The organism is Kitasatospora sp. NPDC047058, assembly GCF_040643935.1.
Lineage (GTDB): Bacteria > Actinomycetota > Actinomycetes > Streptomycetales > Streptomycetaceae > Kitasatospora.
The window spans coordinates 1-3,861 of the sequence record NZ_JBEYVJ010000555.1 but is presented as its reverse complement, the minus strand read 5'-3'; the positions used below and the strand labels follow the sequence as shown (position 1 = coordinate 3,861).

The following is a 3,861-nucleotide window of genomic DNA, read 5'->3' as shown; positions in this document are numbered from 1 at the left end:
ACAACGCGAACCCCTTCCCCCCGGCCCCCTACGTCCACGCCTACAACGCGGACGGCAAGGAGATCTACAACCAGAAGACACAGCCCACGGCCAAGGAGCGTGTCGGATAGTTCGTGCAAGTCCGTGAGCTGGGAGGCTGGCCGGGGCCCGGTTGAGGGCTCTGGCCGGCCGGAACGGACGGGCATGGGCGAGAAGGAAGGGCCGGTCGTCGGGCCGGTCGATGAGCGGTTGGTGGACGAGGTCGTCGAGCGGTTGATGGACCGCGCGGACGCCTCGGGGGCGGCTCTGCTGGGCGAGGGCGGGCTGCTGACCCAGGCCACCGGGCGGTGCTGGAGCGGGCGCTGGACGCGGAGATGACCGGGCACCTGGGCTACGAGAAGCACGACCCGGCCGGCCGCGGCTCGGGCAACAGCCGCAACGGCAGCTCGTCGAAGACCGTGCTGACGGCGTGCTCTGTTGACGATGGGTGCTGGTCCGAGGTGGGCTATGGGGTGGATGGCATGTCGATCGCGTAGGAGCGCAGGTTGATGGCCTTGGAGGGGTTCGCCGGGTCTAGCCTGAACGTGGTCAGAAGGGTGCTGATGCCGGTGTCCCTCTTCGCGGGATAGACCGGTTCGGGTAGAGGAAGCGACCAGAGGTCGGCCCCGGTCGTGCGGTCGAGGCCGTGGAGGACGTGGGCGTCGTCCTGGATGAGGGGTGTTCCTTGGGCTGACCCTATGACGGCTCCGGGGCGGCGCCAGGCGACCGTTCCGGAGTGGACGTCGAGGGCCACGGCCTCCTTGCTGGTGCGCCGGTCGTTGGTGACCAGCAGGTTGCCGCTGACCGGAGGAAACCAGTTCATGAGGGCCTGCGCGTGGCTCCACAGCAGTTTGCCGGTGTCCAGCGCGTAGCCCTCGGTGTGATCGAGGTCGAAGATGACCGCGACACCGTCGACAACGATCACGTGGTCCTCGCCCGTGTCTGCCACCGTTTGGTGTTGGTAGCCGCGGTCCGTATCTCGGTTCCGCCGCTCTCAGCGGGCAGGAAGACGGTCCCATCGACGACCGTTACGGTGTCGGCCATACTCGGGGTCGTCTCGCTCCAGAGATCGCCGCCCTTCTCGGCGTCGAGGGCGAAGAAGGTCGCGTGGCCGCCAACCGTGGTGCGGGCGATGACGGTCCGACCGTCGGTTTCGACGGAGTCGATGTCCGGCAGGGGGCCGGGCTGCCTCCAGGTCCACAGCACCTGACCGGTCGCGGCCACGAGCGCGGCCACCGTGTCGAACCCGCAGACGTAGACGGTCCCGCCGACGAGGTCCATGTCTGCACCGCCGCCCGTCGTCCCGCTCCCATCGACGATGCTGTAGGTCCAGATGGCGTCACCCGTCGCCGGGTTGAGCGCCTTGACGCTCCCGCTGCCCTGAACCAGGACCGTCTCGGTGGCACGGTCCAGGGTGGAGTAAAGCCGGTTCCGGCGCTCGCCGTCACGGTAGGTCCACAGCACCTTGCCCGTGCCGGAGTCCCTTCCCCCGACGCTGTCCTCGGTCGCGAAGATCGCCACTGTGCCGACGACCCCTCGTGGGGAACCGACCTCGTCCGGTCCGGCCTCCCACGCGATCCGGGGCAGCGCCGGCACAACGGCGGGAGCGGGGGCGGCCGTCAGCTGACGCCCCCCGTACGCCGCGGCCGCCACGAGGGCGACCAGGATCAGGACGGCCAGCGTCTTGACGTCGCCGTTGCGGACGTTGGTGATGAACTGGTCCCGGCCGGCGAAGTTGCCCTTCACCTTGTTCTGGTTGCCCTGGACCGTGATGCCCTCGCCCGAGTTGGACTGCGCTGGGACCACTCGGGCGACGGGAACGGATGTCGTGGGCGGCAGGGAGGCGGTGACCTGGACCACGAACGGCTGGTCGGCGGTGAAGACCGTAACCAGCGCGGCGTGGAGCACGGCCTGCGCCGCCGGATCCTGCGGGGCGGCCTCGAACTCGGCGACGGCCTGGCCCTGCCCGGATCCCGCAAGGCGAGTACGGACCAGGTCGCCGACGATCGCGGCGGCACCCGTGCCCGCTCCAGTCGCTGCAGCAGCCAGGACCTGAACCACTGTTGCGGCAAGATCCTCTAACGCGGTCATCGAACTGTCCCCCCTGACGACGATAGGCACGCCCATGATTGCCCCACAGCCGACAGAGGTATCCGCGAACGCCGCGACAGAAGCCCAACCGAAACCTCACTCTCCGTGCGACAACCAGAAACCGCCCCGAACCCCGCTAAGGTCCGCACCGCACAGAGGACGTCACACCTCAGGTTCGACGCCCCCTGATGATCTTGGTGGCAGCTCGCGCGGCAAAGTGACAACCATCTTGACGAGGCACATCGAAGGGTGATGTCGGGCCCGGGCGCGGTTGAGACGCGGAGCCACGCTGGCGGTGGGTGGAGATCCGGATCAGCGGCGAATGGCGGCCCGGTCAGGTCGAGGGCCGGCGTCTGCGCCTGGGTCGACCTGCTGGGTCGCGCTGGTGCGATGGGGTCCGGTGACTGCGACTGGGCCCGGTACCTCTACGGCCCGGCCACGCTGGGCGGGTCGGTGGCGGCGTCGGCACGCCGGATCGGGCTGGAACCGGATCCGGGGTTTCTCCGAGCCTGGGGCGGGGCGGATACCGGGCGCGTATGGCGGTCGGCCGTCACCTCGGGGGTGGCGGCCTCGTGTGGTGTTCCTGGGCGGCTGGTTGTTACCGGGGGATGGGGGCCTGCCGAGCCCGCGGAGCCAGTCGGTGAGGCGGTTCTTCCGGGCTTCGCTGCCGAAGTGCTCGACGGCCTGGTGGTACAGGACGCCGATGGTCTTGCAGTTCGCCTTGGAGTTGCTCTTGACGTCGCAGGAGTGGTCCAGGTCCTTCCCGAAGGCGTCGTCGACGCGGTGTTTGATGTCCCGGCCCTTCTCGCTGTCGCCGAGGTCGCCCTTGACCCGACCCCGCCCCGGGTCTTCGCCTGGGTGCCTACCCCTGCAGCCCCGTCCCCGGCGACGACCAGTGGTGGGCCTTCACCTGAGAACCGGCCGGCCGCCTTATCGTCGCCCGCACGTGCGGCTGCCAACCGACGACCAGCGGCCCTGGCTCGGCGAGCCGGGGCACCCCGTCCTTCTTCTGCACGGTCGCCGGCCCCAGCACCGCCCTGTCGGTGCGGACAACCAGTACGCGGGCTACGGCGCGTTCTGGGCCGGGCGGGTGGAAGACCGGCCGCCGCGCGCCGCGCGCCGCGTGCTGGCCCGGGGCGGGTGGGCGAAGAAATTCTTCGGCGGGGCTGTCACATCCGGTCCGGGCGGCGGGTCAGTGGAGTGTTCGAGCAGGTGCAGCACAGCGGGCCGCAGCCGGTCCGCCCTGCCCCTCCTTTACTTCCTCCTCTGTGAATTCGGGGTTCCGTCATGTCTGTCGCCCGCGTCGTCCTCGCGGTCGTCAGCGCCCTGTGGGTCGGTTTCTCCGGCGTCTCCCTCGCCCGCCGTGCGGGGTTCGTCACCCAGCCGCTCGTCGAGTACGGGGTGCCGCGTTCGTGGTGGGGTCCGCTGGCGCTGGCCAAGCTCGCCGGCGCCGCCGGTCTGCTCGTCGGCATCGCGGTCCCGGCCCTCGGCGTCGCGGCCGCGGTCGGTCTGATCCTGTACTTCCTCGGCGCCGTGGTCACCTGCGTGCGGGCCCGCTCGTACAAGACCGTGCCCTTCCCGCTCCTCTACCTCGCCCCGGTCGCGGTCACCCTGGGTCTGAGCCTCGCGGCCTGACCGGGGTACCGGCGGGCCGTCACGGCCGGACGCAGCCGGTGGTCGCTCGGCGCAACTGCGGGTGCGGGAGGGGCGGGACCGACCGCACCCTGGAAGCGGCCGGTTCCGCGGCCGGAG

General features: G+C 70.4%; 3 protein-coding genes and 1 pseudogene. 2 read left to right on the top strand and 2 right to left on the bottom strand.

Annotation, left to right across the window (positions count from 1 at the left end):
• Window positions 1–255: 255 nt before the first annotated feature.
• A pseudogene (locus ABZ885_RS37325) lies at window positions 256–440 on the top strand (transposase); the annotation flags it as partial.
• Between the two features lie 44 nt (window positions 441–484).
• Here ABZ885_RS37325 and ABZ885_RS37320 read toward each other — a convergent pair.
• A complete protein-coding gene (locus ABZ885_RS37320) occupies window positions 485–967 on the bottom strand; it encodes a PQQ-binding-like beta-propeller repeat protein (RefSeq protein WP_360199049.1) in 483 nt (160 codons plus the stop codon).
• Window positions 940–2,139 (bottom strand): PQQ-binding-like beta-propeller repeat protein, encoded by a 1,200-nt coding sequence (locus ABZ885_RS37315; protein WP_360199047.1) that lies wholly within the window; start codon window positions 2,137–2,139, stop codon window positions 940–942. Before ABZ885_RS37315 ends, ABZ885_RS37320 begins: the two co-directional genes overlap by 28 nt.
• A gap of 1,257 nt (window positions 2,140–3,396) precedes the next feature.
• Between ABZ885_RS37315 and ABZ885_RS37310 the strand changes: the two genes are divergently transcribed.
• Complete coding sequence (locus ABZ885_RS37310) at window positions 3,397–3,744, top strand: DoxX family protein (protein WP_360199045.1); 348 nt, start codon at window positions 3,397–3,399, stop codon at window positions 3,742–3,744.
• Window positions 3,745–3,861: the final 117 nt, after the last annotated feature.